This is a genomic window from Streptomyces sp. NPDC052910, assembly GCF_055585605.1.
Genome location: NZ_JBVJJR010000009.1, coordinates 210,349 through 235,601 on the forward strand (window position 1 = coordinate 210,349; position 25,253 = coordinate 235,601).

The window sequence follows — 25,253 nt, forward strand, 5'->3', positions numbered from 1 at the left end:
ACGTCCGCCGCACCGGCCGACCCCGCGGCTCACAGCAACGCGCGCCCACGGCAACGCGACCGCCGCGACACCGGGTACACGCACGGCCCGTGGCGGGCGGGGCCCCGCCGTCGGGCAGCCGCCGGCTCGCCCGTCCCCAGCAGTCGTGACCCCGCCCACGGCCGGGCAGCGCGCCTGGTCGGGTCTCAGATCACCGAACCCGGAGCCCCGCCCGCCGCCACCACGGGACGGCCCGCGGCGGCCCAGGCCTGCATGCCGCCGTCGACGTTCACCGCGTCCAGGCCCTGCTGGACCAGGTAGGCGGTCACCTGGGCCGAGCGGCCGCCCGAGCGGCAGATCACGTTGATCCGCCCGCCGTCGGGGGCCCGTTCCGTGAGCTCGCCGAAGCGCGCGGCGAACTCGCTCATCGGGATGTGCAGGGCGGTCTCGGCGTGCCCGGCCTCCCACTCGTCGGCCTCGCGCACGTCCAGCAGGAAGTCGTCCGCCGCGAGCGCGCCGACCTCGACCGTGGGAACTCCGGAACCAAACATCATGCGCCCGACGCTACCCGACCCCGCGAGCCCGCCGAACCTCGCCGGCCCGCCGGACCTCGTGAAGCATGGCCCGGCCGCCGGGCACTGCCGAATCGCGCGCCGCTGCCCGCCCGGGCGCCATCCGGCCCGGCGGGGCCGCCGCACCCTCCGAGCGCTTCCCGACCGCCGCGGCGCCACCGAATCCCGCGACGTCGCGTGATCGCCCGAGCGCTACCGACGCCGTCACGCCGCCCGACCACCCGGTGTCGTCCCACCCACAGGACTGCGGAGTCAGGACCACAGAGCCGCCCGAGCGCCACCGGACCGCGCGATGCGACCGACCGACCCGCCGCCGACCCGCCGCCACTCGGCCCCCGCTCGCACCCGTCCCCCGGCACCCCCGGCCCCGCTCCTGCCCGCCTCCCGCGTCCCGCAGCCCCTCTACCCGCCCAGCGAAGCCAGCCGGGTCTCACGCTCCGCGATCTGTGCCAGCAGCCCGCCCGCGATCTCGTCGAGCAGTCCGTCGGGGTCCTCCGGCGCCATCTTGATCATGGAGCCGATCGCCGAGGACTCCAGTTCCGCGGCCAGCTCGGCCAGCAGTTCCTTGCGCCGGGCGAGCCACTCAAGCCGGGCGTAGAGCTCCTCGGCGCGGTCCGGGCGCCGCTGTCCGGGGACGGGCCCGGCGGCCCATTCCTCGGCCAGTTCGCGCAGCCGCTGCTCGTCGCCCGCCGCGTAGGCCTCGTTGACGCGGACGACGAACTCCTCTCGCCGCCTCCGCTCCGCCTCGTCCGTGGCCAGGTCGGGGTGGGCCCGGCGGACGAGTTCGCGGTAGGCCTTGCGGCAGGCGTCGCTGGGGCGGACCCGCTCGGGGGGCCGGACCCGCTGCCCGGTGAGCATGGCGCCCGCCTCGGGCGACAGCCCGTCGGAGTCCATCCACCCGCCGAGCAGCTCCTCGACGCCGGGCATCGGCTGCACCAGCGCCCGCGCCTCGCGTGCCCGCTTCAGGTCGTCCGGGTCGCCGGAACGGGCGGCGACGGCCTCGGCGATGCGTGCCTCCAGCTCGTCCAGCCGCCCGTAGAGCGGGCCGAGCCGCTGGTGGTGCAGCCGGGAGAAGTTCTCCACCTCCACCCGGAACGTCTCCACCGCGATCTCGAACTCGATCAGCGCCTGCTCGGCCGCCCGCACGGCGCGTTCCAGCCGCTCGGTGCCCGGTCCGGCCGGTACGTCGGTCTCCGGATTCATCACCCGCCCAGCCTACGAGCTCGGGGCCCCCTCCCGCCTCAGACGCCGACGGCTTCCTCCATCTCCTCCTCGGTCTCCGGGCCGGTCCCGGCCCGGTCCCCGGAGGTCACGGCGGTCCGCGCCCCGCGTCGGTGCTCCACCGCCCAGGCGGCGCCCAGCACGGCGAGTCCCACGGCCAGCCAGGCCAGCAGCGTGGTCACGTGGCCGCCCAGCCCGGAGTGGCCGAAGTAGACGAGGCTGCGGGTGCCCTCGACGAAGCCGGCGCCGTTCCAGAAGCCGTGCAGGCCGGCGAAGAAGCCGTTCTGCAGTTCGGGCCGGAAGACACCGCCGGCGCTGGTGAAGTTGAGCATGACGAACAGCACCATCACGCCGAGCGTGGTCCACCGCTTGAGGAAGGTGTGCAGGCCGGTACCGACGAAGAGGACGCCCGCCGAGTACAGCCACGACAGGCCCCACAGCCCCCACAGCCCGTGATCCACCAGGTTGAAGACGGGTCCCGCCAGCACCACGCCGATGACGCTCACCACGAGCGACGTCGCGGCGGCCAGCAGCGCCCGGATCCGCAGTGCCAGCGCGCCGCCGGCCCCGCCGATCACCGCCACCGAGGCGTAGGAACCGATGCTCAGCGCGACGAGCAGGAAGAAGATGCCCTGCCCGGTCGGGTCGCCCTCGGAAGGCGGCACCACGTCGGTCACCTTCAGCGGGGCGCCCTGCCGGGCGGCGATCGGGGTGAACACCTTCTGCACCGCCGAGGCGGTGGTGTCCGAGCCGGCCGAGGCGATCAGCAGCTCCGGCGCCCGCCGGTCGGGCACGTAGGCGCCGAAGACGTCCTGGTCCTTCAGCTCGCGCACGGCGTCCGCGCGGTCGGCGACGGTGTGGACGGACAGTTTGTCGCCGGTCCGCTGCTCGATCGCGTGGACGAGCCGCTCGGCACCGGGGCCGGAACCGACCACCGCCACCGGCAGTTCGTGCGGCGACGGGTCGGCGAAGGCGCCGAGGTAGGCGAGCCCCATGCCGACGCACATCAGCAGCGGCGTGAGCAGGTGGGTCAGTACATGCCGGAGCGCGGCGCGCGTCGCGGGCCTCATGGGCACCCCTCTCCAGGTGATCCAAAACTAGTTGGCTTATACAACTCCAACTTCAGTTGTACTATACAACCAAATGGAAAGGAAGAGGCCCCCGTGTCACATCGAGCCGATCACCTCGACACCATCCAGCGCGAGCTGACCGCCTTCGCCCGCCGCGCCCGCGCCACGGCGGCCCGGCTCCACCCCGAGCTGTCCCTGGTCTCGTACACCCTGCTCGCCCACCTCCAGGACCGCCGGGGCTGCCGGGCCACCGACCTCGCCACGCACTACCTGCTCGACAAGTCCACGGTCAGCCGGCAGGTGGCGGGCCTGGAGCGGCTGGGGCTCGTCGAACGCCGCGCCGACCCCGAGGACCAGCGGGTCCAGGTCCTGCACCTCACCGACCGGGGCACCGAGGTCCTGGACCAGGTCGCGGCCAGCCGCCGCGTCGCCTTCGAACACCGCCTCGCCGACTGGGACGAGACGGACCTCGCCCGCTTCGCCGACTACCTGCTGCGCTACAACGCCTCCGGAGAGGAAGCGGATTGATCACCCCGCCCGCCCGGGCGGCCACCACCGAGAGAGCCCGGGCGGCCCCGGCCGAGAGACGATCCCACCGGCAGACGGCCCCGCTGAGAGATACGGCACAGGGCCGCCCCACCCCGGCCGGACATCGCCGGGCAAACAGAAGAACGGGCCCCGTCGTTTTCACGACGAGGCCCGTTCTCACGGTGCGCGAGGGGGGAGTTGAACCCCCACGCCCTTTCGGGCACTGGAACCTGAATCCAGCGCGTCTGCCTATTCCGCCACCCGCGCATTGGGTGTGTCTTCCGACTTCCGCTCTCTTACCGGACTTCCGTCCGGTTCGCGGTGCGTCCGCCTTCCGACATGCAGAACATTAGCACGCTCCGGGGGGCGTCTTCACACCCGTTGTCCGCCGGCCGCCCCCCGGCCGCTCCCCGGTGACCCCCGCCGGTGCCCGGGGGTACCGGCGGGGACCCCGCCGGTTGCGGGACACTGGCCTCCGGGCGCCTCTACGATCCCCCGTGGAGGATCCCGCGGGGCCCGGAAGGTCCCGCGGGAACGCACGGAACGCACGCACAGCGCGCACGGCACGCACAGCACAGACGAAACGCACCGGACGCACGGAACATGAGGGAACGCGAAGGGAACGCGGCACGGACGCGGGGGCGACACTCGTCACTCCTGGCGCCGAAGGGGAACCAGCCGTTTTCCCGGCGCGTGGATACGATCAGTAAGCAGTATCAGGAACGACACCGGGCATCACAGGCGTCACCGAGGGAAGGAGGTGCCCCGTGGGAGTACTGAAGCGCTTCGAGCAGCGACTCGAAGGTCTCGTGAACGGCACCTTTGCCAAGGTGTTCAAGTCCGAGGTCCAGCCCGTGGAGATCGCGGGTGCGCTCCAGCGGGAGTGCGACAACAACGCCACCATCTGGAACCGTGACCGCACGGTCGTTCCCAACGACTTCATCGTGGAGCTGAGCGGTCCGGACTACGAGCGGCTCAGCCCCTACTCCGGCCAGTTGGGCGACGAGCTGGCCGGCATGGTCCGCGACTACGCGAAGCAGCAGCGGTACACCTTCATGGGGACCATCCAGGTCCACCTGGAGAAGGCGGACGATCTCGACACCGGGCTCTACCGGGTGCGCAGCCGCACCCTGGCGTCCAGCGAGTCGCAGGAGCCCCCCGCGGCCCACGGCCGGCCGCCCCACCAGGCGCCGTCCTACGGCGGCGCCCCCTCTCCCGCCACCCAGGGCGGCGGCTACCCGGCGCAGCCCGCCGGCGCCCCGCCGATGCCGTCGTCCCCGCCGCCCGGCGCGGCCCGTCCCCAGCCCCGCGCGGGCGGGCCGGGAGCCGGCGCGGCGGAGCGGACACGGCGCTGGATCGAGATCAACGGCGCCCGGCACCAGATCTCCCGTCCGACCCTGGTGCTGGGCCGCAGCACCGAGGCGGACGTACGCATCGACGACCCCGGCGTCTCCCGCAGGCACTGCGAGATCCGGGTCGGCACCCCCGCGACCATCCAGGACCTGGGGTCGACCAACGGCATCGTCGTGGACGGGCAGCACACCACGCGCGCTACGCTCCGCGACGGCTCACGGATCGTCGTGGGCAGCACCACCATCGTTTATCGGCAAGCCGAAGGGTGAAGCGGGGGCAATGTCAGAGCTGACCCTCACGGTCATGCGGTTGGGTTTCCTCGCCGTACTGTGGCTGTTCGTCATCGTGGCCGTGCAGGTCATTCGCAGTGATCTGTTCGGCACGCGGGTGACCGCGCGCGGCTCGCGCCGCGGCGGCGACGGACGTCCGGCGCAGCGGGCGGCCCAGCAGGCCACCCCGCCGCCGCAGCGCCAGCAGTCCGGCGGACGCCGGGGGGCGGGCCGTGCGGAGAGCCGCGGGCGCCGCGGCGCGCCCACCAAGCTGGTGATCTCGGAGGGTTCGCTCACCGGCACCACGGTGGCCCTGCAGGGCCAGACCATCACCCTCGGCCGTGCCCACGACTCGACGATCGTGCTGGATGACGACTACGCCTCCAGCCGGCATGCCAGGATCTATCCCGACCGCGACGGCCGCTGGATCGTCGAGGACCTCGGGTCGACCAACGGCACCTATCTCGACCGGACCCGGTTGACCACCCCGACCCCGATCCCGCTCGGCGCGCCGATCCGCATCGGCAAGACCGTCATCGAGCTGCGGAAGTAGTAGGACCATGACGACCGGAGGGTGGGCAGCGAGGTGGGCAAGGGGCTGTACCCGGAGCCGACGGGCGAGGTGCGCATGAGTCTGACACTGCGTTTCGCCGCCGGATCGCACAAGGGCATGATCCGGGAAGGCAACGAGGACTCCGGTTACGCCGGCCCCCGCCTGCTCGCCATCGCCGACGGCATGGGCGGCCAGGCCGCGGGCGAGGTGGCCAGCTCCGAGGTGATCTCCACCCTGGTGACGCTGGACGACGACGTCCCGGGTTCGGACCTCCTCACCTCGCTCGGCACCGCCGTCCACCGCGCCAACGAGCAGTTGCGCGTGATGGTCGAGGAGGACCCGCAGTTGGAGGGCATGGGCACCACGCTCACCGCCCTGCTGTGGACGGGCCAGCGGCTCGGCCTCGTCCACGTCGGCGACTCCCGCGCGTACCTGCTGCGCGACGGTGTCCTCACGCAGATCACCCAGGACCACACCTGGGTGCAGCGGCTGGTGGACGAGGGCCGGATCACCGAGGAGGAGGCCACCACCCACCCGCAGCGCTCCCTGCTGATGCGCGCGCTGGGCAGTGGCGACCACGTCGAGCCGGACCTGTCCATCCGCGAGGTACGGGCCGGCGACCGCTACCTGATCTGCTCCGACGGCCTCTCCGGTGTCGTCAGCCACGAGACGATCGAGGAGCGGCTGGCCAGCTACCAGGGCCCGCAGGAGACGGTCCAGGAGCTGATCGAGCTGGCCCTGCGCGGCGGCGGTCCGGACAACGTGACGGTGATCGTCGCGGACGTCCTGGACGTCGACGGCGGGGACACCCTCGTCGGCCGGCAGCACAGCGACACCCCGGTGGTCGTCGGCGCGGTCGCCGAGAACCAGTTCCCCACGGGGGACCACGGCGCCATGCAGACCCCGGCCGGCCGCGCGTCCGAGCTGGGCCGCACCCCGCCGCCGGACCCGGCGGGCGGCGGCTTCGGCCCGCCCGGCAGCGGTCCGGGCGGCGACGCAGCGCCGGCCGGCGAGTTCGGCGCCTTCCACGACGAGTACGACGAAAGCGGCGTGGAGCTCGGCAAGCCTCGCCGGCGCGGGGGCTGGGTCAAGCGGTCCCTGATCATCGCGGTGGTGCTCGGCGTCGTCGGCGGCGGTCTGTACGGCGGCTACCAGTGGACGCAGACGCAGTACTACCTGGCGGCCAAGGACAGCGACCACGTCGCCCTCTACCAGGGCATCGACCAGGACCTCGCCTGGATCAGCCTCAGCAGGCTGTACCAGGACCACCCCGAGATCGAACTCAAGTACCTGCCCGTCGACCAGCGCGGCCGGGTGGAGGACACGATCGCGGTGAGCAGCCGCGCGCAGGCGGAGCAGAAGGTCAAGGACCTCGGCACGCTGGCGAGCGCCTGCAAGAAGAAGGACGAGCAGCAGAAGGCCGAGCGCCGGCAGCGCGAGAGCCAGAAGCCCGAGACGGCCAAGCCCGACGCGGGGAAGCCGACCCCGGGCAAGCAGCCCACGCCCACGCCGACCGGCGCGGCGTCGGGCCTCACCCTCCAGGCCGCACCCACTCCGGCGCCCGGCCCCACCCTCAGCGAGGAAGAGCAGAAAGTGGCAGCGCAGTGCAACGGCTCCCAGCAGTAAGGCTGTAGGGGGTCAGCGACGTGTCAGCCATCTCACCCATGCCGAACACCAACACCACCACCGTCAGCACGGCGGGCCAGCCGAGCCGGCGCAACACCGAGTTGCTGCTGCTCGCCTTCGCCGTGATCCTCCCCTGTTTCGCGTACGCCAACGTGGGCCTGGCGCTGGACGGCGAGATGCCCTCCGGCATGCTCGGCTACGGCATGGGCCTCGGCCTGCTGGCCGGCGTCGGCCACCTGGTGGTGCGGAAGTTCGCCCCGTACGCCGACCCGCTGCTGCTGCCGCTGGCCACGGTCCTGAACGGGCTGGGGCTGGTCGTCATCTGGCGGCTGGACCAGTCGCCGCGTTTCCAGCAGGTGCGGACGTTCGCGCCGGCGGCGACCAACCAGTTGCTGTTCTCGGCGCTGGGCATCGCGCTGTTCGTCGGGCTGATCGTTTTTCTCAAGGACCACCGGGTCCTCCAGCGCTACACCTACATCTCCATGGCGCTGTCGCTGGTGCTGCTGATCGCCCCGATGTTCTTCCCGTCGGTCAACGGCGCCCGGATCTGGATCAAGATTCCCGGTCTGGGCACCATCCAGCCCGGTGAGTTCGCCAAGATCGTGCTGGCGGTGTTCTTCGCCGGTTATCTGATGGTCAAGCGGGACGCGCTCGCCCTGGCCAGCCGCCGCTTCATGGGCATGTACCTGCCGCGCGGCCGGGACCTGGGACCGATCCTGGCCGTCTGGGCCGTCAGCATCCTGATCCTCGTCTTCGAGACCGACCTCGGTACCTCGCTGCTGTTCTTCGGCATGTTCGTCGTGATGCTCTACGTCGCGACCGAGCGCACGAGCTGGATCGTCTTCGGTCTGCTGATGTCGGCGGCCGGCGCGGTGGGCGTGGCCTCGTTCGAGTCCCATGTGCAGCAGCGCGTCCAGGCGTGGCTCGATCCCATGCGCGAGTACACCCTGAGCTTCCAGAAGGGCGTGGGCATCCACTCCGGGCAGTCGATGCAGGCCCTGTGGGCCTTCGGCTCCGGAGGGGTGTCCGGTACCGGCTGGGGCCAGGGCCACTCCGACCTGATCGGCTTCGCCGCCAACTCCGACTTCATCCTCGCCACCGTCGGCGAGGAGCTGGGCCTGGCGGGCCTGATGGCCGTCCTGCTGATCTACGGTCTGATCGTGGAGCGCGGCGTGCGCACCTCGCTGGCCGCCCGCGACCCGTTCGGCAAGCTGCTGGCCATCGGGCTCGCCGGGGCGTTCGCCATCCAGGTGTTCGTGGTGGCCGGCGGTGTCACCGGCCTCATCCCGCTGACCGGTATGACGATGCCCTTCATGGCACAGGGCGGCTCCTCGGTGATCGCCAACTGGGCCCTCATCGCCATCCTGATGAAGATCAGTGACGCGGCACGCCGGCCCGCGCCCGCTCCCGTGACCAACCCAGACGCCGAAATGACCCAGGTGGTCCGACCGTGAACAAGCCCGTGCGCCGGATCGCGATCTTCTGCGGACTCCTCGTCCTCGCACTGATGATCCGCGGCAACTGGCTCCAGTTCGTCAAGGCCGACGAGCTCAAGAACGACAAGCACAACATGCGGGTGAACATCGCCCGTTACAGCCAGCCGCGCGGCAACATCATCGTGGACGGCCAGGAGATCACCGGCTCCAAAGAAGTCAACGGCATCAACTACAAGTACCGGCGCACCTACAAGAACGGTGAGATGTGGGCGCCGGTCACCGGCCTGAGCTCGCAGGTCTACAAGCCCACCATGCTGGAGGGCGTCGAGGACAAGATCCTCACCGGTGACGACGACCGGCTGTTCTTCAACCGGACGATCGACATGATCACCGGCAAGGGCAAGAAGGGCGGTGACGTCATCACCACCCTCAACGCCAAGGCGCAGGAAGCCGCGTTCAAGGGGCTGGGCAACAAGAAGGGCGCCGTGGCCGCCCTCGACCCGCGCACCGGCAAGGTCCTGGCGCTGGCCTCCACCCCCTCGTACGACCCGTCGACGGTCGCCGGGGCCAACGACGGCGCCGCCTGGGAGAAGCTCAGCAAGGACGAGAAGAACAAGCCGATGCTCAACCGGGCGCTGCGGGAGACCTACCCGCCCGGTTCGACGTTCAAGGTCGTCACGGCCGCCGCCGCGCTGGAGAACAACCTCTACAAGGACGTCGACGAGAAGACGAACTCGCCCAAGGGCTGGACGCTGCCCGACACGCGGAACTTGCCGCTGCCCAACGAGACGCGGATGCCCTGCGACAACGTCTCGATGCGCGCGGCCCTCCAGTGGTCCTGCAACAGCGTCTTCGGCAAGATCAGCGCCGATCTGGGCAACCAGAAGATGATCGACCAGGCGAACAAGTTCGGCTTCAACAGCGACGACCTGGAAATCCCGATCGGCGTCTCCAAGAGCGTCTACCCCAAGGACAACCGCCCGCAGAACGCCATGGCCGGCATCGGCCAGGCCTCCAACCGCGCCACGCCGCTCCAGATGGCCATGGTGGCCGCCGCCATCGCCAACAACGGCAAGCTCATGGAGCCGTACATGGTGGACAAGCTGCGCGCGCCGAACCTGAACGTCATCGAGACGCACCAGCCGAAGGAACTGAGCCGGCCGCTCAGCCCGGAGCACGCCCAGACGCTGCAGAGCGCGATGGAGACGGTCGTCGAGGAGGGCACCGGCACCTCGGCGAAGATCGACGGCGTCAAGGTCGGCGGCAAGACGGGCACCGCCCAGCACGGCGTGGACAACAGCGGCAACCCCTACGCGTGGTTCATCTCCTACGCGAAGAAGGGGGACGGCTCCCCGGTGGCCGTCGCCGTCGTCATCGAGGGGTCGAACACCATGCGGGACGACATCGCCGGCGGCAAGCTGGCCGCGCCCATCGCCAAGGGCGTCATGGAGGCGGTGCTCAAGACCTCGAAGTGAGTCCCGGCACGCACCGGCGTCGCGCGCCGGTACCAGGTACGTATCGGGTGCCGGTCACGCCCGGGTGACGTGCGGGACGCCGGGTACGGTAAGCGCGGACAGCACACCGCCGGACCCACGTCGGTGCGGTCGGGAAGAACGGAAGGGCTGGAGCTATGGAAGAGCCGCGTCGCCTCGGCGGCCGGTACGAGCTGGGCTCGGTGCTCGGCCGTGGTGGCATGGCCGAGGTCTACCTCGCCCACGACACCCGGCTCGGCCGCACCGTCGCCGTGAAGACGCTCCGGGTGGACCTCGCCCGGGACCCGTCCTTCCAGGCCCGGTTCCGCCGTGAGGCCCAGTCGGCCGCCTCGCTGAACCACCCGTCCATCGTCGCCGTCTACGACACCGGCGAGGACTACGTGGACGGGGTCTCGATCCCGTACATCGTCATGGAGTACGTGGACGGGTCCACCCTCCGCGAGCTGCTCCACTCCGGCCGCAAGCTGCTCCCCGAGCGCTCGCTCGAAATGACGATCGGGGTGCTCCAGGCACTGGAGTACTCCCACCGGGCGGGCATCGTCCACCGGGACATCAAGCCCGCCAACGTCATGCTGACCCGCACCGGCCAGGTCAAGGTCATGGACTTCGGCATCGCCCGCGCGATGGGCGACGCCGGCATGACGATGACGCAGACGGCCGCCGTGATCGGCACCGCCCAGTACCTCTCCCCCGAGCAGGCCAAGGGCGAGCAGGTGGACGCCCGTTCCGACCTGTACTCGACGGGCTGTCTGCTGTACGAACTCCTGACCGTGCGGCCGCCGTTCATCGGCGACTCCCCGGTGGCGGTGGCGTACCAGCACGTCCGCGAGGAGCCCAACCCGCCGAGCGTCTTCGACCCCGAGATCACCCCCGAGATGGACGCCATCGTCCTGAAGGCGCTGGTCAAGGACCCGGACTACCGCTACCAGTCCGCCGACGAGATGCGCGCCGACATCGAGGCCGCCCTGGAGGGCCGCCCGGTGGCCGCCGCGGCGGGCTACAGCGCCATGGGCTCGGTCGGCTACGGCGGCGAGGACCAGCCGACCGCCATGATCGGCCGGCACGACCCCAACGCCGCCGGGCAGACGTCCATGCTGCCGCCGGTGCGGGACGGCGGCGGCTACGGGGGCGGGTACGGCGGCTACGACGACGGCGGAGCGGACGGGCCCGGCCACGGCGGCGGCCGGAAGAAGGGCAACCTGTCGACGATCCTGCTGGTGATCGCGGGCATCCTGGTGCTCGTCGGCGCGATCTTCATCGGCAAGTCGCTGTTCTCCGGTGACGGCAAGAGCGGTGAGGTCACCGTGCCCAACCTGATCGGCGAGAAGCTGGACTCCGCCCAGCGGCAGGGCGAGAACGTCGAGCTCAAGGTCGTCGACAGCGGCAAGGCGGTCAACTGCGACGCGGACAAGGGCAAGGTCTGCGAACAGGACCCCAAGGCCGGCACCAAGGTCGAGCGGAACAGCGAGGTGAAGGTCTCGCTGTCCAAGGGCCCCGCCAAGGTCGAGGTCCCCAACGTCCTGCACACCCCGTTCGACGAGGCGCAGAAGACGCTGGAGGACAAGGGCTTCACCGTCCGCCGCAAGGACGAGCAGACCGACGGGGTCGACCCCAACACCGTCATCAAGCAGAACCCGAAGGCGAACTCCGAGGCCGAGAAGGGCGCGGAGATCACCCTCACCGTCGCCACGGCCGTCCCCAACAAGACCGTTCCGCCGGTGGTCGGCCAGCAGTTCGACGCGGCCGAGAAGCAACTGACGGACAACGGCTTCAAGGTCACGCGGAAGGACGTCGACTCCGACGCCCCGGCCAACCAGGTGACCGCCCAGGACCCGCAGGGCAGCACGTCGGCCGCGCCCGGCTCGACGGTCGAACTGTCGGTATCCAAGGGCCCGCAGGAGGTCGAGGTCCCGACCTTGACCAACCTGACCGTCAAGGACGCCAGGAAGGCCTTGGAGGACGTGGGTCTCAAGCTCGGCAACATCGCGGGCCCGACCGACGACAAGGCCGTCGTGTCATCGTCCGTGCCCTTCCCCACTCAGAAGGTGAAGAAGGGAACCGCGGTCAACGTCGTGACCCATGCACCGCTCCCCGACGGTGCCATCGGCGGCGCCAACCAGGGCGGTGACGACCGGGGCAACCCCGGCGGCAACGACCAGGGCGGCCCCTTCGGCGGCTTCCTCGGCGGACGGCACTGACGTACGGACGGAGCCCCGGCACCGGCCTCCTTGGGAGGGCGGTGCCGGGGCTCTCGTGCGCGTATCGCCGGCGTGTGCGTGCCGCCGGCCCGAGATCAGCCCCGGAGTTCCTTCGGCGGTGTGCGCTTCTCGTCGACCTTCTCCGTCCGCGCCAGCTCCGCCCAGACGACGTAGCGGTAGTCGGAGGTGTAGATCGGCGTACAGGTCGTCAGCGTCAGGTAGCGGCCCGGCACGGTCTTCCCGGACTCCCGGGGCACCTGCTCCAGGACCTTCACGTTGAACCGTGAGGTCTGCTTGAGCTCCTTGTAGACCGTGTAGACGTACCAGGTGTCCCGCGTCTCGAAGACGATCGGGTCGCCGTCCTTGATCTTGTGGATGTTGTGGAACTTGGCGCCGTGTCCGTCCCGGTGGGCCGCCAGCGTGAGGTTGCCCTGCCCCTCCCAGGGCAGCGTGGCCTTCACCGGCTTGCGGTAGTAGCCGGCGACGCCCTCGTTGAGCACCGAGCTGCCCGTGCCGGGCTTCACCAGCACCTCGCCCTTGCCCATCGCGGGCACGTGCAGGAAGCCGACCCCGTCCTTGGTGTCCAGCGCGCCCGGCCCCTTCCGCGCCCAGTTCTCGCGCACCTGCGCGCCCTGCCGCTTGGCCTCGCGGTCGGCTATCACGTTCGTCCACCACAGCGAGTAGACGACGAACAGCGCCAGCAGCACGCCCGCCGTGATCAGCAGTTCGCCCACCACGCCGACGGTGGCGGCTATCCGGCCCCGGGTACGGCTCCGCCGCCGTGGGGCGCCGTCGGTCTGCTCCTCGGTTGCTGCCACAGCCCGCCCGTACCCCGCTCCCCTGCCGTCCGTCAGTCGACGAGCGCGTCCGGCTTGCCCTTCTCGCGCGGGCGCTCGTCCACCATCTTGCCCCACACGATCATCCGGTACGTACTGGTGAATTCGGGGGTGCAGGTGGTCAGGGTGATGTAGCGGCCCGGTCCCGTGAAGCCCGAACCCTGGGGTATCGGGCGGATGACCCCGACATTCGCCGGTGACGTCTGGTCCAGACGGCTTGTCATCTCATAGGTGTAGAAGGCGCTCTTGGTTTCCACCACGATCTTGTCACCCGGCCGCAGCCGGTTGACGTAGCGGAACGGTTCGCCATGGGTGTTGCGGTGGCCCGCCAGCGCGAAGTTGCCCTGCCGGTCCCAGGGCATCGCGGTCTTCAGCGGTCCCTTGCCGTAGTGCCCGACCATGCCGCGGTCCAGGACCTTGTGCTTCCCCGTCCCCTCGGCGATCGGGGCCTTCACGTCGAGCTTGGGGATGTAGATGATGGCGAAGCCCTCGCCGGGCGAGAACGCACCCGCGTCCCGGTCCTTGCCGCCGTCCCGGGCCCAGCTCCTGCGGAGGTCCTTCGCCGCGCCGCCGGCCTGCTGCTGGGCTATCACGTTCGTCCACCACAGTTGGTAGGCGACGAACAGCAGCATCACCACCCCTATGGTGATGAACACTTCACCGAGCAGCCGGCTGATGACCACCCCGAGGCCGTCCCCGCGCGCCCGTTCCGCCCGCCGGGCCGCCTTGCGGCGCTCGGCGCGCCCGCCGGTGGACGCGGGCGGCACGCGGGGGGCCGCCACCCGGCGCAGCGGCATCGTCGCGGCGTCCTCGGGGGGCAGGGGCAGAGCGCCGCCGGGTGACTGCGGCGGGACGCCCACCGGGGCCCCTGCGGGGGCCTCCGGAGGCAGCGGCCGGGAGACGGTCTCGGGCGGCAACGGCTGCGCGACGAGCCGCCCGGGGCTCTCGGGCGGCAGCGGCCGGGAGACGCCCGGGGACCAGGCGGCGGGCCCGGGCGCGGGAGCCGGCGGCAACGGCCCGGCGGCCCGCTCGCCCCGCACGTACTCGTACGGGTCGTCGACCGGTCCGGCGTGCCCGTACCCGTACGGATCGTCGGCCGCCCCGGTCCGGCCGCGTCCGTACGGGTCGGCGGCCGCCTCACCCGGCCGTCCGTGCCCGTACGGGTCCGCGGGGGGCCGGTCTTCCGGTGGCGGGGGCGCGTACCGCTCCGGTGCCGGCGCCCCCCAGGGGTCCCGCTCGGGGCGGAGCCCGTTCACTCTCCGGCCTTGCCCACCACCGGGGCGAGCCCGGCCGACCGTTCCACCGCCCCCGTGTCGCCGCAGGAGACGAGCCAGTTGGCCAGCATCCGGTGTCCCCACTCGGTGAGTACCGACTCCGGGTGGAACTGCACGCCCTCGACGGGAAGGTCACGGTGGCGCAGGCCCATGGCGACGCCGCTCTCCGTCCAGGCGGTCATCTCCAGCTCGTCGGGCCAGCTCTCCCGCGCGACGGCGAGCGAGTGGTAGCGGGTGGCCGTGAACGGCGAGGGCAGGCCCTGGAAGACGCCCGCGCCCTGGTGGACCACCGACGAGGTCTTTCCGTGCAGCAGTTCGGGCGCCCGGCCGACCACCCCGCCGTACGCGACGGCCATCGACTGCATGCCCAGGCAGACGCCGAACACCGGCACCCCGGTGGCCGCGCAGTGCCGCACCATGTCGACGCACACCCCGGCCTGTTCGGGCGCCCCGGGACCGGGGGAGAGCAGCACCCCGTCGAAACCGTCCTGCGCGTGCGCGGTCTCGACCTCGTCGTTCCGGCGCACCTCGCACTCGGCGCCGAGCTGGTAGAGGTACTGGACGAGGTTGAAGACGAAGCTGTCGTAGTTGTCCACGACGAGGATGCGCGCGCTCATCGCGTCACCGCCATTCCGTTGCCGGTGTCGGCAGGCTGTCGTCGACCGTCACGTCGTTGAACGGCAGCAGCGGCTCGGCCCAGGGAAAGACGTACTGGAAGAGGACGTAGACGACGGCCAGCACGAGGACCACGGAGACCAGGGCCTTCACCCACGCGTTGCCCGGCAGATGACGCCAGATCCAGACGTACATGCTGTCCCTACTTGCCGACGGGGATGGTCTTTGCCGCACCAGAGTAAGGGGCCGCACCCGCGCGCGGGGCGCAGCCGGGCAAACCCCGGCGCGGAGTCCGCGCGGGGCGCGCCGGGTCCGTCAGCCGGCCGGCCGGGCGTAGTGCAGGTCCACCGCGCCGGTGTAGCCGGGGAGGGTCACCGCGTCGTGCTGGTCGACCTTCCAGCCGAGGCCGTAGGCGGCGACGTACTGGAGGTAGTTGCGGATGGTCGGCGAGGCGTCCAGGGCCTTGCGCAGCCTGCCGCGGTCACCGACGGCGGTGATCTTGTAGGGCGGGGAGTAGACGCGGCCCTGGAGGATGAGGGTGTTGCCGACGCAGCGGACGGCGCTGGTGGAGATCAGCCGCTGGTCCATCACCTCGATGCCCCGGGCGCCGCCCTGCCAGAGGGCGTTCACGACGGCCTGGAGGTCCTGCTGATGGATCACCAGGTCGTTGGGCTGGGGCTGGGGCACGCCGGGGATCTTGGCGGTGGCGTTGGGCGGGGCGTCGGTCAGGGTGACCGTGAGGCCGGTGCCGGCGAGCTCCCGGGTGCCCGCGGCGTCGCCCAGGGCGGCCAGCCTGCGGGCCTCCGCGGTGCCGGCGCCGGAGTCGCGGCCGGCGAGGGAGTCGACCTCGGTGCGCAGGGCCGCGGCGCTCCGCTCCAGGTCGCCGTTGCCCTTGCTGCGTTCCTGGATGAGGTCGGACAGCCGGAGCATGGAGGCGTCGGTGCGGATGTCGGTGCCCTTGGCGGTGTTGAAGCTCATCCAGAAGATGAGGCCGGCGAGGGCGAAGACCGCGGCCGTCAGCAGCCGTACCGGCCGGAACCGGCGGGGAGGACGGTGGCCGGGCGTTGCGTCGCTGGTGGAGACGGCAGAATTGCTCAACGTACCCTTGTCCTCTCCGACGCCGCTGAAGCACTACGCTAACGGACGCCCGGGGGGAGGAAGCGCTCCCCGACGCGGCCGACCAGCCCTTGTACCCCCAGCGCGGTTACGCAGCGCATCGACAGGAGAGTTCCTCGTGCCGAAGTCACGGATCCGCAAGAAGGAAGACTTCACGCCTCCGCCGGCGAAGCAGCAGAGCATCAAGCTCACCAGCGGGCGGCGCTGGGTGGCTCCGCTCATGCTGGCACTGTTCCTGATCGGGCTGGCGTGGATCGTGGTCTTCTACGTGACGGGCAGCGACATGCCCATCGAGTCCCTGCACAACTGGAACATCGTGGTCGGCTTCGGCTTCATCGCGGCGGGGTTCGTGGTCTCCACCCAGTGGAAGTAGCGGCCGGCCGCGCTTGCCCCGGCCGAGGTTATCCACACCCTCATCCACAGTGGGGAAAAACTCAGAAGATCTGTGGATAACTTCCCCGATGTTGACGCCGGTGTGACTGTTCGCGATCCCCGTGGATCGCCGTCCACACCGGCGTTCGTCGTCGTATCCGCAGGTCGGAGCGGGTTCCGCCGGTGCGGGAAGCGGCTTTCCCCCGGTCCTGCACACCGGCCGGGGGATGCTGTGGACAACTTCGGGCGCACTGATGTGGGTGACGGGCCGGGGCCGGGGCTCGGAGCCGTGTCCGGCCGGGCCGGCCGACCCGGGGCCCCGGCCGGCTGAACCGGTCGGACCGGCTCGCCCGGCTAGACCAGCTCGGCCGTGCGGACGGCCACGGTCACCACGATCGCCAGCAGCGCGACCCCACAGGTCGCCCACTGCACCAGCGCGCGGCGCGCGCGGGGCGCGTGCACCATGCCGTACGCCACCAGAGCACCCACCACCAGGCCGCCGATGTGCGCTTCCTTGGCGATGTTGTTCCAGGTGAAGGTGAAGATCAGGTTGAGCACGAGCAGCGCCATCACCGGGCGCATGTCGTACTTCAGCCGGCGCATCAGCACGGCGGTGGCGCCGAGCAGGCCGAAGATCGCGCCCGAGGCGCCGTACGACCGGCCGCCGGGGTCGACCATCAGATAGGTGAGCGCGCTGCCGCCGAGCCCCGACAGCAGGTAGAGCGCCAGGTACCGGGCCCGGCCGAAGGCGGCCTCCAGCGGCGGCCCCAGCCACCACAGCGACAGCATGTTGAAGCCGATGTGCATCACCGACTCGTGCAGGAAGAGCGAGGTCAGCAGCCGGTACCACTGGCCCTCGGCGACGCCTTCGCCGTCCTGGAACGGGTCGCGGCCGATCAGCTCCAGGGTGCCCACCAGGTCCTGCCCCCGGACCATCACCGCGATCCAGAGCGCGAGGTTGATCCCCAGCAGCACCTTGGTCACCAGGAAGGGGTCGCCCGGCCGGTCGACGGCGCCCCCGGCCGTACGGGGGGAGGCGTCCTGCCGGGTGCTCCCCCGGTCGGTGCCGGAACCGCCCGAGCACTCGGGGCAGTGGAAGCCGACCGAGGCGTTGACCATGCAGTCGGGACAGATCGGCCGTTCACAGCGCGTACAGCGGATACCCGTCTCACGTTCCGGATGCCGGTAACAGCAGACGGCCTGGTCGTTCATGCTCTCCCCTCGCCCCTGTGGCGGACCCGGGCGCCGCCGATGTCGAGCAGGGCCCCGCCCGTCTTACGGACGGGCGGGGCGCCGGGTTCCCGGAAACGGTGCGGTCAGCCCTCGCGGGACTCGATCACAACGCTCTCGATGACGACGTCCTGCACCGGACGGTCGGTGCGCGGGTTGGTCTGCGTGCCCGCGATCGCGTCCACGACCTTCTTGCCCGCGTCGGTGCTGACCTCACCGAAGATGGTGTGCTTGCCGGTCAGCCACGTGGTCGGGGACACGGTGATGAAGAACTGCGAACCGTTGGTGCCCGGGCCGGCGTTGGCCATGGCCAGCAGGTAGGGCTTGTTGAAGGACAGGTCGGGGTGGAACTCGTCCTTGAACTCGTACCCCGGGCCGCCGGTGCCGTTGCCCAGCGGGTCACCGCCCTGGATCATGAAGCCGCTGATGACACGGTGGAACACCGTGCCGTCGTACAGCTTGTCCGTGGACTTCTTGCCGGTCGCCGGGTGGACCCACTCGCGCTCGCCCTGCGCGAGCTCGACGAAGTTCTTGACCGTCGTCGGGGCGTGATTCGGCAGGAGCCGGATCTCGATGTCCCCCTGGTTGGTCTTAAGGGTGGCGTAGAGCTGCTCGGCCACGATCTACCTTCCATAGTCTGCACTGACAGCCACCGATCCTCGCACGGACCGGCGTCCGGCGAGTAACGCCCAAAGCCCCGCGCGCGGCGGCGAACCATGGCATTGTCGAGCCGGAGGCCCGTTGACCCGGATGCCCTTCCGAACCTGCCGGACCGCCCCTGGGCAGGCATGATTTCCCACTGGGTGGAAAGGCGACAGTCCAGTACGCCACCGAGGAGGAGGTTCTCGTGACCCGCAAGGACAGCGTGCGCGCCGCGACCAGCACCGCCAAGGACAGCGTGCGCCACGCGGCGGAAGTGGTGGCGCCCTACGCCGGCACGGCCAAGGACGCCGCCGTGCACTATGCGCACGAAGCCCGCGTCCGGCTCGCTCCCAAGGTGGCGGGCGCCGCCCACCAGGCGCGTTCCCAGTACGACGCGCACCTGCAGCCCCGGATCGATCACGCCAGGGAAGTCCTGCCCCCCAAGGTCAACCAGGCCGCCGCCCGCGCCCGCGCCGCCGCGGAACCCGTCCGTGACGAGGCGGTCTCCCGCTCCACCGCGGCCCTCGCCGTCCTGCGGGGCCAGGTGCCCGCCCAGGACGTGGAGCGTCTGAGCCGCAAGCGCGCCCGCCGCGGCCGGGCCGGCCGGGCCGTCAAGCGGCTGGCCTTCGCGGGCCTGCTGGTGGGCGGTGCCGTCGCGGCCTGGAGGTGGTGGGACAAGCAGGCCAACCCGGACTGGCTGGTCGAGCCCCCGGCCGCCACCGAGGTCGCCGACCGCCCGCACCTCTCCTCCGTGGACGGCAGCGGCGAACGCGCCCCCCTCGACCCGGAGGTCCAGGCCAAGCAGGCCGAGGCGGAGGCCACCGAGGACGGCGAGGGCACCGGGAAGAAGAAGGACGACGACCACTCCTGACGCCGCCCGGCCCACGGGCCGCCCCCGGACGTCAAAAAATCCCCTCCGACCGCGTCGACGCAGGTCGGAGGGGATTTTGCGTGGAGCCTAGGGGAGTCGAACCCCTGACATCTGCCATGCAAAGACAGCGCTCTACCAACTGAGCTAAGGCCCCTCGGAGCACCAGGGTACCCGGTGCCGGGAGCGGGGCCGACCAGGTATCGCCGCGACCCACCACTCTCCGTAGGATGCACCGCAAGATTCGCGGCAGCGAAGCGAAGGGGAGAGCGAGATGGACGCAGCACAGCAGGAAGCCACCGCCCGCGCACGAGAGCTGCAGCGGAGCTGGTACGGGGAGCCGCTGGGGGCGCTCTTCCGCCGGCTGATCGACGATCTCGGTCTCAACCAGGCCCGTCTCGCCTCCGTCCTGGGCCTTTCGGCGCCCATGCTCTCGCAGTTGATGAGCGGTCAGCGGGCGAAGATCGGCAACCCGGCGGTGGTACAGCGCGTCCAGGCCCTCCAGGAGCTCTCCCACCAGGTGGCCGACGGCAGCGTGAGCGCCGCGGAGGCCGCGGAGCGGATGGAGGAGGTCAAGCGGAGCTCCGGCGGCTCGGTCCTCAACTCCACGCAGACCACGGCGAGCAGCGGCGCCCCGACGGTCAAGCGGGTCGTCCGCGAGATCCAGTCGCTGCTGCGCTCGGTGGCCGCCGCCGGCGACATCATCGAGGCGGCCGGCACGCTCGCCCCGACCCACCCCGAACTGGCCGAGTTCCTGCGCGTCTACGGCGCCGGCCGGACCGCGGAGGCGGTCGCCCACTACGAGGCCCACCAGAGCTGACCCGCCGCGATGGGGGAGGTGTTCGCCGGGCGCTACGAGCTGGTGGACCCCATCGGGCGCGGTGGGGTGGGGGAGGTCTGGCGGGTCTGGGACCGGGCGCGCCGGCGGTACGCGGCGGCGAAGGTGCTCAAGCAGAGCCACGCCCACACCTTGCTGCTGCGTTTCGTCCGCGAGCAGGCGCTGCGCATCGACCACCCACACGTGCTGGCCCCGGTCAGTTGGGCCGCCGACGACGACCGGGTGCTGTTCACCATGGACGTGGTGCACGGCGGCTCGGTCGCCCATCTCATCGGCGACTACGGGCCGTTGCCCGCGCGTTTCGTCTGCGTCCTGCTGGACCAGTTGCTGGACGCGCTCGGCGCGGTGCACGCGGAAGGCGTGGTGCACCGGGACATCAAACCGGCGAATCTGCTTTTGGAGGCGACCGGCACCGGGCCCCCGCATTTACGCCTCTCGGATTTCGGTTGTGCGATGCGGAAGGGTGAACCGCGGCTGACCGAGACCAACTATGTGATGGGTACACCCGGTTACTTCGCGCCCGAGCAAATGGCGGGTGAGGAACCCGACTTCCCCGCCGACCTGTTCGCCGTGGGGCTGGTCGGGCTGTATCTGCTGGCCGGGCGGAAACCGGACGCCGACGCCCTGGTGGCGCGGCTGGCCGCCAACCCGGCTCCGCCGGCGCCGGATGAGGTCCCCGCGGCCCTGTGGGCCGTCCTGGCCCACCTGCTGGCCCCCGATCCGGCGCTGCGCTTCCGGAGCGCCGCCGAGGCCCGCGCGGCCCTGGCCGCGGCCGTGCCGCTGCTGCCCCCGCCCGCCGCCGGGGAGGAACGGATCGAGGTCTTCGACCAGATCGGTCCGCTGCCGCCGGGTTTCGGGCCGGACGGACCGGTGGCCCCGCACGGCCCTCTGGGCGCCCCGCCACGGCCCGTACCGCCCCCGATGCCGCCCACACCCCCGCAGCCGGTCGCACTGCCCCTGGCGACGCCCTCCGGCGCTCGTCGGCACCGCCGCCCGGGCGTCCGGCGGCCGCCGCCCCCGGCTCGCTCCACAGCGGTGGTGGTGCTGGTGCTGGCGTTGCTGTGTCTGACGGTGGGGGTCTGGGCCCTCGCCGCCGCCTGAATCCCTTACTTCACTATTGCAATCATTTTATTCGCAGTAGCGAAGACTTGGGTCCGGCGGGAAACAGCCGGAACGAACAACGGAGCCCCGGCCGTCGTTCCGGCCGGGGCTCCGCGTAGAACTCGTCGTCTCACACACCCGAACCTGCGGGCACGGAGTCGGTCGCCTCCGTCCACAGATCCTGCTCGGCGCGATCCGCCTGGATCTGGCGGTACACGAGGAGCCCGCCGATGGCGGCCAGTGCGACCAGGAGCAGCTTCTTCACCGCGCGACCTCGTCTTTCCTTGACGTAAGGGGACTCTGGTGGCCGATGATACACACCGGCCGATACCGATCGGTGACCTGTATCGGACCTTTCCCGACGCCCTCCGGCCCGTCCGGGCCGGCCGGGGCCGCCCGCGGCCCGTTCGCACCGGCCCGGAAAAGCCGATCGGCCCGGCCGGAGATTTCTCTCCGTCCGGGCCGATCGGGCCGGTGGGGCTAACAGGACTTGAACCTGTGGCCTCTTCCTTATCAGGGAAGCGCTCTAACCGTCTGAGCTATAGCCCCGCGCTGCACCGAAAGATTAGCGCACTTGGGGCCCAGTCCCAAAATCGCCCGCCCTTCCCCCTCGGGCGGGCTCCCCGGCGGCCTTTTCCGAGCGGGTTACTCGTCCTCGGCGAGGGTGAGCTCGACCCCGCCCACGAAGGACGCCGAGAGGTTGTAGACGAACGCGATCAAGGTCGCCAGGGCGGTCGCCAGGACGACCTCGATGACCGCGATGACGACGGTGAACATCAGCACCCGCGGCAGCGACAGGAACGACTGGAGGTCGAACCCGCCGCCCTCCCCCGAGGTGGCGTCGCTGATGGTCCCGCCGACGGCGGAGAAGACGCCCATGGCGTCCAGGACCAGCCACAGCACCGTGACCGCCACGATCGTGCAGACGGCCAGGGCGAGGGACAGCAGGAAGCTGACCTTCATCACCGACCACGGGTCGGCCTTGGCCACCCGCAGCCGGGCGGAGCGGGTGCGGGGCGCCGCGGCGTCCGGCGCCTTGGCGGCCGCCGGGGCGGCCCCCTGGGCCGGGACGCCCGGTACGGCCCGGGACGCGGCCGGGGCCTTGGCGGCCCCCGCGGACTTGCTCATGCTCTTGGTGCCCCCCTTGGCGGCGCCGGCGGCGCCCTTGCCCGCCTTGGACGCGGTGCGGTCGGCCGGCGGCTCGTAGGCCTTCGGCGGGTGGTACGGCTTCGGACCCTTGGTCTCCGTCATGGAGTCCCCCCTGTTCGCGGCGGCGGTGTCGCTCCCACCCGGGGAGTCTGCCCCGTCCGCGTCGGCGCCACGGGCACCGTCCTTGCCGACCGCGGTGCTCGACGAAGCACCGGCACCGCGTCGTCCGGCGTCCGCACCGCTTGCGGTGCCCGTGGCTCGACTCACGAACTACTCCTCGGTGTCCTCGACCGCAGGCTCCGTGCCTCCGGCCACCTCGGGCCCCCCGCCCCCGGCCTCGGCCGACGTGTCCTCGTCGACCTCCTCGGCCTCTCGGCCGGCCTCGGCGTTCCTCGCGATGCCCACGACGGCGTCGCGCTTGCCCAAATTGATCAGTTGGACGCCCATGGTGTCACGCCCGGTTTCCCGCACTTCGTTGACCCGGGTCCGGATGACACCCCCGCTGAGGGTGATCGCGAGGATCTCGTCCGTCGCCTCGACGACCAGCGCGCCGACCAGCGAACCCCGGTCCTCGACGATCTTCGCGGCCTTGATGCCGAGGCCGCCGCGGCCCTGCACGCGGTACTCGTCCACGGCCGTGCGCTTGGCGTAGCCGCCGTCGGTCGCGGTGAAGACGAACGTGCCCGGACGGACGACGTTCATCGACAGCAGCTCGTCACCCTCGCGGAAGCTCATGCCCTTGACGCCGGAGGTGGCCCGGCCCATCGGGCGGAGCGAGTCGTCCGTGGCGGTGAACCGGATGGACTGCGCCTTCTTGCTGATCAGCAGCAGGTCGTCGTCGGCCGACACCAGCTCGGCGCCGATCAGCTCGTCCTCGCGGCCGTCGTCCATCGCCCGCAGGTTGATGGCGATGACACCGCCGGAGCGCGGGGAGTCGTAGTCCTTCAGCGGGGTCTTCTTCACCAGGCCCGACTTGGTGGCGAGCACCAGGTAGGGCGCCGCCTCGTAGTCGCGGATGGCGAGGATCTGGGCGATCTGCTCGTCCGGCTGGAAGGCGAGCAGGTTGGCCACGTGCTGGCCGCGCGCGTCCCGGCCGGCGTCCGGCAGCTCGTACGCCTTGGCCCGGTAGACCCGGCCCTTGTTGGTGAAGAAGAGCAGCCAGTGGTGGGTGGTGGAGACGAAGAAGTGGTCGACGATGTCGTCCTGCTTCAGCTTGGTGCCCCGCACGCCCTTGCCGCCGCGCTTCTGCGAACGGTAGTCCTCGGTCTTGGTGCGCTTGACGTAGCCACCGTTGGTGATGGTGACGACGATGTCCTCCTCGGCGATCAGGTCCTCGATGGACATGTCACCTTCGAAGGGCACCAGCTTGGAGCGCCGGTCGTCGCCGAACTTCTCCACGATCGCGGTCAGTTCGTCACTGATGATGCCGCGCTGGCGCTCCGGGGAGGCCAGGATCCCGTTGTACTCGTTGATCTTCGCCTGGAGTTCGTCGTGCTCCGCGACGATCTTCTGCCGCTCCAGGGCCGCGAGCCGGCGGAGCTGCATCTCCAGGATCGCGTTGGCCTGGATCTCGTCGATCGACAGCAGGCCCATCAGGCCCTCGCGGGCCACGTCGACCGTGTCGCTGCGCCGGATCAGGGCGATGACCTCGTCGATCGCGTCCAGCGCCTTGAGCAGACCGCGCAGGATGTGGGCGCGCTCCTCGGCCTTGCGCAGCCGGAAGCGGGTGCGCCGGACGATGACCTCGATCTGGTGGGCGACCCAGTTGCGGATGAACGCGTCCAGCGACAGGGTCCGCGGCACGCCGTCGACCAGCGCGAGCATGTTCGCGCCGAAGTTGGTCTGGAGGTCGGTGTGCTTGTAGAGGTTGTTGAGGACGACCTTGGCGACCGCGTCCCGCTTGAGGACGATCACCAGGCGCTGACCGGTCCGGGACGAGGTCTCGTCGCGGACGTCCGCGATGCCGCCGATCTTGCCGTCCTTCACCAGGTCGGCGATCTTCTGGGCGAGGTTGTCCGGGTTGACCTGGTAGGGCAGCTCGGTGACCACCAGGCACTGGCGGTTGTGGATCTCCTCGACCTCGACCACCGCGCGCATGGTGATCGAGCCGCGGCCGGTGCGGTACGCCTCCTCGATGCCCTTGCGGCCCACCACCAGGGCGCCGGTCGGGAAGTCGGGGCCCTTGATCCGGTCGATGAGCGCGTCGAGCAGCTCCTCGGGGGTGGCCTCCGGGTTGGCCAGGTACCACTGGGCGCCCTCGGCGACCTCGCGCAGGTTGTGCGGCGGGATGTTGGTCGCCATGCCGACCGCGATGCCGGCGGAGCCGTTCACCAGCAGGTTGGGGAAGCGCGACGGCAGGACCGTCGGCTCCTGGTTCCGGCCGTCGTAGTTGTCCTGGAAGTCGACGGTCTCCTCGTCGATGTCCCGGACCATCTCCATGGACAGCGGCGCCATCTTGCACTCGGTGTACCGCATGGCCGCCGCCGGGTCGTTGCCCGGCGAGCCGAAGTTGCCGTTGGAGTCGACCAGCGGCATCCGCATCGACCAGTGCTGCGCGAGGCGCACCAGGGCGTCGTAGATGGAGGCGTCACCGTGCGGGTGGTACGTACCCATGACGTCGCCGACGACGCGGGCGCACTTGTAGAAGCCCTTCTCGGGGCGGTACCCGCCGTCGTACATCGCGTAGAGCACGCGCCGGTGCACCGGCTTGAGGCCGTCCCGCACGTCGGGCAGCGCACGCGAGACGATGACGCTCATCGCGTAGTCGAGGTAGGAGCGCTGCATCTCCGTCTCGAGCCCGACGGGCTCGACGCGCATCCCGACGCCCTCGATGGTGGCGGGCTGGCCCTCCGGCGTGGTGCCGTCCGGCGTCACGGGCGTTTCAGGCATGTTCTCGTCGGCCATTGGTGTTCAA

The 25,253-nt window shown here is 71.0% G+C and carries 24 protein-coding genes and 3 tRNA genes; 11 read left to right on the forward strand and 16 right to left on the reverse strand.

Annotated elements, in window-relative coordinates; genetic code table 11:
- Positions 1 to 185: 185 nt before the first annotated feature.
- The 3 genes from ACZ6X9_RS28155 to ACZ6X9_RS28165 all read right to left on the reverse strand — a co-directional run bounded on the left by ACZ6X9_RS28155 (position 186) and on the right by ACZ6X9_RS28165 (position 2,842).
- Positions 186 to 533 (reverse strand): rhodanese-like domain-containing protein, encoded by a 348-nt coding sequence (locus tag ACZ6X9_RS28155; protein WP_469780806.1) that lies wholly within the window; start codon positions 531 to 533, stop codon positions 186 to 188.
- A 420-nt stretch (positions 534 to 953) separates the two neighbouring features.
- On the reverse strand, positions 954 to 1,754 hold the full coding sequence (locus tag ACZ6X9_RS28160; RefSeq protein ID WP_469780850.1) for a hypothetical protein: 801 nt from the start codon (positions 1,752 to 1,754) through the stop codon (positions 954 to 956).
- Between the two features lie 38 nt (positions 1,755 to 1,792).
- Positions 1,793 to 2,842: an ABC-2 transporter permease gene (locus ACZ6X9_RS28165; RefSeq protein ID WP_469780807.1), complete on the reverse strand. Its 1,050-nt coding sequence runs from the start codon at positions 2,840 to 2,842 to the stop codon at positions 1,793 to 1,795.
- A gap of 93 nt (positions 2,843 to 2,935) precedes the next feature.
- On the opposite strand from ACZ6X9_RS28165, the gene ACZ6X9_RS28170 reads away from it, so the two are divergent.
- A complete protein-coding gene (locus ACZ6X9_RS28170; protein WP_469780808.1) occupies positions 2,936 to 3,370 on the forward strand; it encodes a MarR family winged helix-turn-helix transcriptional regulator in 435 nt (144 codons plus the stop codon).
- A gap of 183 nt (positions 3,371 to 3,553) precedes the next feature.
- Here the strand turns inward: ACZ6X9_RS28170 and ACZ6X9_RS28175 are convergent.
- Positions 3,554 to 3,637 (reverse strand) — tRNA-Leu (locus ACZ6X9_RS28175).
- A 500-nt stretch (positions 3,638 to 4,137) separates the two neighbouring features.
- Here ACZ6X9_RS28175 and ACZ6X9_RS28180 point away from each other — a divergent pair.
- From ACZ6X9_RS28180 to pknB, 6 genes are all read left to right on the forward strand, one after another.
- Positions 4,138 to 4,992 carry an FhaA domain-containing protein gene (locus tag ACZ6X9_RS28180; RefSeq protein WP_469780809.1) on the forward strand — a complete coding sequence of 285 codons (855 nt, stop codon included), beginning with the start codon at positions 4,138 to 4,140 and terminating at the stop codon, positions 4,990 to 4,992.
- Between the two features lie 10 nt (positions 4,993 to 5,002).
- Positions 5,003 to 5,545, forward strand: coding sequence for an FHA domain-containing protein FhaB/FipA (locus tag ACZ6X9_RS28185; protein WP_436782042.1), 543 nt, complete (start codon positions 5,003 to 5,005; stop codon positions 5,543 to 5,545).
- A 75-nt stretch (positions 5,546 to 5,620) separates the two neighbouring features.
- The gene (locus tag ACZ6X9_RS28190; RefSeq protein ID WP_469780851.1) at positions 5,621 to 7,171 is read left to right on the forward strand and encodes a Stp1/IreP family PP2C-type Ser/Thr phosphatase; all 1,551 of its coding nucleotides are present in this window, start codon (positions 5,621 to 5,623) and stop codon (positions 7,169 to 7,171) included.
- 38 nt (positions 7,172 to 7,209) lie between these two features.
- Positions 7,210 to 8,625 carry an FtsW/RodA/SpoVE family cell cycle protein gene (locus ACZ6X9_RS28195; RefSeq protein WP_469780810.1) on the forward strand — a complete coding sequence of 472 codons (1,416 nt, stop codon included), beginning with the start codon at positions 7,210 to 7,212 and terminating at the stop codon, positions 8,623 to 8,625.
- Positions 8,622 to 10,082 (forward strand): peptidoglycan D,D-transpeptidase FtsI family protein, encoded by a 1,461-nt coding sequence (locus ACZ6X9_RS28200; protein WP_469780811.1) that lies wholly within the window; start codon positions 8,622 to 8,624, stop codon positions 10,080 to 10,082. The genes ACZ6X9_RS28195 and ACZ6X9_RS28200 overlap by 4 nt, the downstream gene beginning before the upstream one ends.
- A 155-nt stretch (positions 10,083 to 10,237) precedes the next feature.
- Positions 10,238 to 12,298, forward strand: coding sequence for a Stk1 family PASTA domain-containing Ser/Thr kinase (gene pknB, locus ACZ6X9_RS28205; RefSeq protein WP_469780812.1), 2,061 nt, complete (start codon positions 10,238 to 10,240; stop codon positions 12,296 to 12,298).
- A gap of 95 nt (positions 12,299 to 12,393) precedes the next feature.
- Here pknB and ACZ6X9_RS28210 read toward each other — a convergent pair whose 3' ends face one another.
- The 5 genes from ACZ6X9_RS28210 to ACZ6X9_RS28230 form a co-directional block, all read right to left on the reverse strand.
- The gene (locus ACZ6X9_RS28210) at positions 12,394 to 13,116 is read right to left on the reverse strand and encodes a class E sortase (RefSeq protein WP_469780813.1); all 723 of its coding nucleotides are present in this window, start codon (positions 13,114 to 13,116) and stop codon (positions 12,394 to 12,396) included.
- Between the two features lie 32 nt (positions 13,117 to 13,148).
- Positions 13,149 to 14,390, reverse strand: a complete 1,242-nt coding sequence (locus tag ACZ6X9_RS28215; RefSeq protein WP_469780814.1) for a class E sortase — start codon at positions 14,388 to 14,390, stop codon at positions 13,149 to 13,151.
- The gene (locus ACZ6X9_RS28220) at positions 14,387 to 15,025 is read right to left on the reverse strand and encodes an aminodeoxychorismate/anthranilate synthase component II (RefSeq protein ID WP_469780815.1); all 639 of its coding nucleotides are present in this window, start codon (positions 15,023 to 15,025) and stop codon (positions 14,387 to 14,389) included. The genes ACZ6X9_RS28215 and ACZ6X9_RS28220 overlap by 4 nt, the downstream gene beginning before the upstream one ends.
- Before the next feature lie 4 nt (positions 15,026 to 15,029).
- Complete coding sequence (locus ACZ6X9_RS28225) at positions 15,030 to 15,218, reverse strand: hypothetical protein (protein ID WP_223768141.1); 189 nt, start codon at positions 15,216 to 15,218, stop codon at positions 15,030 to 15,032.
- A gap of 120 nt (positions 15,219 to 15,338) precedes the next feature.
- Positions 15,339 to 16,121: a DUF881 domain-containing protein gene (locus tag ACZ6X9_RS28230; RefSeq protein WP_469780816.1), complete on the reverse strand. Its 783-nt coding sequence runs from the start codon at positions 16,119 to 16,121 to the stop codon at positions 15,339 to 15,341.
- Between the two features lie 136 nt (positions 16,122 to 16,257).
- On the opposite strand from ACZ6X9_RS28230, the gene crgA reads away from it, so the two are divergent.
- Positions 16,258 to 16,512 carry a cell division protein CrgA gene (gene crgA / locus ACZ6X9_RS28235; protein WP_469780817.1) on the forward strand — a complete coding sequence of 85 codons (255 nt, stop codon included), beginning with the start codon at positions 16,258 to 16,260 and terminating at the stop codon, positions 16,510 to 16,512.
- 353 nt (positions 16,513 to 16,865) lie between these two features.
- Here the strand turns inward: crgA and ACZ6X9_RS28240 are convergent, their stop codons facing one another.
- Together ACZ6X9_RS28240 and ACZ6X9_RS28245 are read right to left on the reverse strand one after the other, a co-directional pair.
- Positions 16,866 to 17,723, reverse strand: a complete 858-nt coding sequence (locus ACZ6X9_RS28240) for a rhomboid family intramembrane serine protease (RefSeq protein WP_469780818.1) — start codon at positions 17,721 to 17,723, stop codon at positions 16,866 to 16,868.
- A gap of 104 nt (positions 17,724 to 17,827) precedes the next feature.
- Positions 17,828 to 18,361 carry a peptidylprolyl isomerase gene (locus ACZ6X9_RS28245; protein WP_469780819.1) on the reverse strand — a complete coding sequence of 178 codons (534 nt, stop codon included), beginning with the start codon at positions 18,359 to 18,361 and terminating at the stop codon, positions 17,828 to 17,830.
- A gap of 227 nt (positions 18,362 to 18,588) precedes the next feature.
- On the opposite strand from ACZ6X9_RS28245, the gene ACZ6X9_RS28250 reads away from it, so the two are divergent.
- Positions 18,589 to 19,254, forward strand: coding sequence for a DUF5324 family protein (locus tag ACZ6X9_RS28250; protein ID WP_469780820.1), 666 nt, complete (start codon positions 18,589 to 18,591; stop codon positions 19,252 to 19,254).
- Positions 19,255 to 19,335: 81 nt separating this feature from the next.
- Here ACZ6X9_RS28250 and ACZ6X9_RS28255 read toward each other — a convergent pair.
- Positions 19,336 to 19,408, reverse strand: a tRNA-Ala gene (locus tag ACZ6X9_RS28255).
- A 117-nt stretch (positions 19,409 to 19,525) separates the two neighbouring features.
- Between ACZ6X9_RS28255 and ACZ6X9_RS28260 the strand changes: the two genes are divergently transcribed.
- Together ACZ6X9_RS28260 and ACZ6X9_RS28265 are read left to right on the forward strand one after the other, a co-directional pair.
- The gene (locus ACZ6X9_RS28260; RefSeq protein WP_004939854.1) at positions 19,526 to 20,071 is read left to right on the forward strand and encodes a helix-turn-helix domain-containing protein; all 546 of its coding nucleotides are present in this window, start codon (positions 19,526 to 19,528) and stop codon (positions 20,069 to 20,071) included.
- 9 nt (positions 20,072 to 20,080) lie between these two features.
- Complete coding sequence (locus ACZ6X9_RS28265; RefSeq protein ID WP_469780821.1) at positions 20,081 to 21,190, forward strand: serine/threonine-protein kinase; 1,110 nt, start codon at positions 20,081 to 20,083, stop codon at positions 21,188 to 21,190.
- Positions 21,191 to 21,320: 130 nt separating this feature from the next.
- Here the strand turns inward: ACZ6X9_RS28265 and ACZ6X9_RS28270 are convergent, their stop codons facing one another.
- The 4 genes from ACZ6X9_RS28270 to gyrA all read right to left on the reverse strand — a co-directional run bounded on the left by ACZ6X9_RS28270 (position 21,321) and on the right by gyrA (position 25,243).
- Positions 21,321 to 21,455: a DLW-39 family protein gene (locus ACZ6X9_RS28270; RefSeq protein ID WP_003958712.1), complete on the reverse strand. Its 135-nt coding sequence runs from the start codon at positions 21,453 to 21,455 to the stop codon at positions 21,321 to 21,323.
- A gap of 210 nt (positions 21,456 to 21,665) precedes the next feature.
- Positions 21,666 to 21,739, reverse strand: a tRNA-Ile gene (locus ACZ6X9_RS28275).
- 96 nt (positions 21,740 to 21,835) lie between these two features.
- Positions 21,836 to 22,606 (reverse strand): DUF3566 domain-containing protein, encoded by a 771-nt coding sequence (locus ACZ6X9_RS28280; RefSeq protein ID WP_469780822.1) that lies wholly within the window; start codon positions 22,604 to 22,606, stop codon positions 21,836 to 21,838.
- A gap of 3 nt (positions 22,607 to 22,609) precedes the next feature.
- Positions 22,610 to 25,243 (reverse strand): DNA gyrase subunit A, encoded by a 2,634-nt coding sequence (gene gyrA / locus ACZ6X9_RS28285; protein ID WP_469780823.1) that lies wholly within the window; start codon positions 25,241 to 25,243, stop codon positions 22,610 to 22,612.
- Between the last annotated feature and the right edge of the window lie 10 nt (positions 25,244 to 25,253).

Excerpts from the sequence above, each read along its gene's own strand:
- ACZ6X9_RS28260 (WP_004939854.1), top strand. The coding sequence starts at position 19,526 with ATGGACGCAGCACAGCAGGAAGCCACCGCCCGCGCACGAGAGCTGCAG.
- gyrA (WP_469780823.1), bottom strand. The coding sequence starts at position 25,243 with ATGGCCGACGAGAACATGCCTGAAACGCCCGTGACGCCGGACGGCACC.
- ACZ6X9_RS28220 (WP_469780815.1), bottom strand. The coding sequence starts at position 15,025 with ATGAGCGCGCGCATCCTCGTCGTGGACAACTACGACAGCTTCGTCTTC.
- pknB (WP_469780812.1), top strand. The coding sequence starts at position 10,238 with ATGGAAGAGCCGCGTCGCCTCGGCGGCCGGTACGAGCTGGGCTCGGTG.
- ACZ6X9_RS28240 (WP_469780818.1), bottom strand. The coding sequence starts at position 17,723 with ATGAACGACCAGGCCGTCTGCTGTTACCGGCATCCGGAACGTGAGACG.
- ACZ6X9_RS28265 (WP_469780821.1), top strand. The coding sequence starts at position 20,081 with ATGGGGGAGGTGTTCGCCGGGCGCTACGAGCTGGTGGACCCCATCGGG.
- ACZ6X9_RS28195 (WP_469780810.1), top strand. The coding sequence starts at position 7,210 with ATGCCGAACACCAACACCACCACCGTCAGCACGGCGGGCCAGCCGAGC.
- ACZ6X9_RS28160 (WP_469780850.1), bottom strand. The coding sequence starts at position 1,754 with ATGAATCCGGAGACCGACGTACCGGCCGGACCGGGCACCGAGCGGCTG.
- ACZ6X9_RS28185 (WP_436782042.1), top strand. The coding sequence starts at position 5,003 with ATGTCAGAGCTGACCCTCACGGTCATGCGGTTGGGTTTCCTCGCCGTA.
- ACZ6X9_RS28155 (WP_469780806.1), bottom strand. The coding sequence starts at position 533 with ATGATGTTTGGTTCCGGAGTTCCCACGGTCGAGGTCGGCGCGCTCGCG.
- ACZ6X9_RS28225 (WP_223768141.1), bottom strand. The coding sequence starts at position 15,218 with ATGTACGTCTGGATCTGGCGTCATCTGCCGGGCAACGCGTGGGTGAAG.
- ACZ6X9_RS28190 (WP_469780851.1), top strand. The coding sequence starts at position 5,621 with ATGAGTCTGACACTGCGTTTCGCCGCCGGATCGCACAAGGGCATGATC.
- ACZ6X9_RS28165 (WP_469780807.1), bottom strand. The coding sequence starts at position 2,842 with ATGAGGCCCGCGACGCGCGCCGCGCTCCGGCATGTACTGACCCACCTG.